General features: G+C 64.6%; 2 protein-coding genes. Both read left to right on the plus strand.

Annotated features, from left to right (window positions below; translation table 11 throughout):
• Positions 1-530, plus strand: a 530-nt coding sequence (locus EOA33_RS33340; RefSeq protein WP_127407555.1) for an NAD kinase, incomplete at its 5' end; no start/stop codon positions are given.
• A gap of 192 nt (positions 531-722) precedes the next feature.
• The coding region (locus tag EOA33_RS33345; protein WP_190234454.1) for a DEAD/DEAH box helicase at positions 723-2,112 on the plus strand (1,390 nt) is incomplete at its 3' end.

Genomic DNA, 2,112 nt, shown 5'->3' on the forward strand with positions numbered 1-2,112 from the left:
GCCTCGAGGAACGTATCGCCGCCGCCGTCGCCGAAACCATACATCCGCTGGAGATGCTGGCGGTGACGCGCGAGGGCGAAACGGTATCGGCGCTGGCGATCAACGAGGTGGCGCTGTGGCGGCAGTCCTACCAGACAGCCAAGATCCGCATCACGGTGGACGAGCAGGTGCGGCTGGAGGAACTGAACTGCGACGGCGTGATGATCGCGACGCCGGCCGGTTCGACGGCCTATAACCTCTCCGCGCACGGACCGATCCTGCCGCTCGACGCGCCTCTGCTTGCGCTGACACCGGTCAGTCCGTTCCGCCCGCGCCGCTGGCGCGGCGCATTGCTCGCCAACAAGGCGACGGTGCGCTTCGACATATTGGAGGCCGAAAAGCGGCCGGTGAACGCTGCCGCCGACCATACGGAAGTAAAGGCTGTGGCCTCTGTGACGGTGCGGGAGTCGCCGACGGCGACAGCCACGCTGCTGTTCGATCCCAACCATTCGTGGAACGAGCGTATCCTCGCCGAACAGTTCCGCTACTGAGCCGGCGCAAGGACAAGGCTTCGATTAAGCATCGCGATTAAGGTTACGTCTTCACAATCGCAGCAATTCGGGCCGTTTCTGTTGACAAATCGCGGCCTTGCGCCTAACTCCAACGCCGATCTTGCAGGCGCGCGGCGCTTGCCGCGACGGATGCCGTTGCGCTTCCCTAAACCAGCCAAAGACAGCCAACACTTGTCCTCAGACACCCAGACCGCTCAAGAAGCGTTGACATTCGCGGACCTCGGCCTGTCGCCGAAGGTCCTTTCCGCAGTCACCGATGCCGGCTACACCAAGCCGACGCCGATCCAGGCCGGCGCCATCCCGCACGCCTTGCTGGGCAAGGATGTGCTGGGCATTGCCCAAACCGGCACCGGCAAGACGGCATCGTTCGTGCTGCCGATGCTGACCCGTCTCGAAAAAGGCCGCGCCCGCGCCCGCATGCCGCGCACGCTTATCCTTGAGCCCACGCGCGAGCTTGCCGCGCAGGTCGAGGAGAACTTCGTCAAATACGGTAAGAACCACAAGCTCAACATCGCGCTCCTGATCGGCGGCGTCTCCTTCGACGAACAGGACAAGAAGCTGGAGCGCGGCGCCGACGTGCTCATCGCGACGCCCGGCCGCCTGCTAGACCATCGAGAGCGCGGCAAGCTGCTGCTCAACGGCGTCGAGATCCTCGTCATCGACGAAGCCGACCGTATGCTCGACATGGGCTTCATCCCCGACATCGAGCGCATCTGCGAGATGATCCCGTTCACACGCCAGACGCTGTTCTTCTCGGCGACGATGCCGCCAGAGATCACCAAGCTGACGGAAAAATTCCTGCATGCGCCGGTGCGCGTCGAGGTCTCGAAGGCCGCCTCCACCGCGACCAGCATCACTCAGCGGCTGGTGAAGTCCGGTTCGAAACCCTGGGACAAGCGCGAGACGTTGCGCAACCTGATCAAGGCCGAAGATGCCGAACTGAAGAACGCCATCATCTTCTGCAACCGCAAGGTCGAGGTCTCCGAGCTGTTCCGCTCGCTGCTGAAGTATGATTTCGATGCCGGCGCGCTCCATGGCGACATGGACCAGCGCGCACGCATGCAGATGCTGGCCAATTTCCGGGACGGCAAATTGCGCTACCTCGTCGCCTCGGACGTCGCGGCGCGCGGCCTGGACATCCCCGATGTCAGCCACGTCTTCAACTATGACGTGCCGATCCACGCCGAGGATTATGTCCACCGAATCGGCCGCACCGGCCGCGCTGGCCGCTCGGGCAAATCCTTCACCATCGCCACCAAGTCGGACAGCAAATATATAGACGCCATCGAGCGCCTGATCGGCACCAGGATCGAATGGCACGACGGCGACCTGTCGACGGTGGTCGCCAGTGAAGGCGAGGACGAGGCGCCCCGCCGCGGCCGCGGCGCACCGCGCCGCGCCGGCCGCGAGGACGAGGACCGCAAGGACAGGGGCGAGCGCAAATCACGCGAGCGCCAGGCCCGGCACAGCAAAGACACGGCGCCGGCTGCAGTATCCGGGGAGCAGCCGGTCGCAGTCGAAGCCACGGTGGCCGATATCGGCGAGCGGCGCGCTCGCAAGG

The sequence above is a fragment of the Mesorhizobium sp. M4A.F.Ca.ET.050.02.1.1 genome, from assembly GCF_003997725.1.
In the GTDB taxonomy this organism is placed as follows: domain Bacteria; phylum Pseudomonadota; class Alphaproteobacteria; order Rhizobiales; family Rhizobiaceae; genus Mesorhizobium.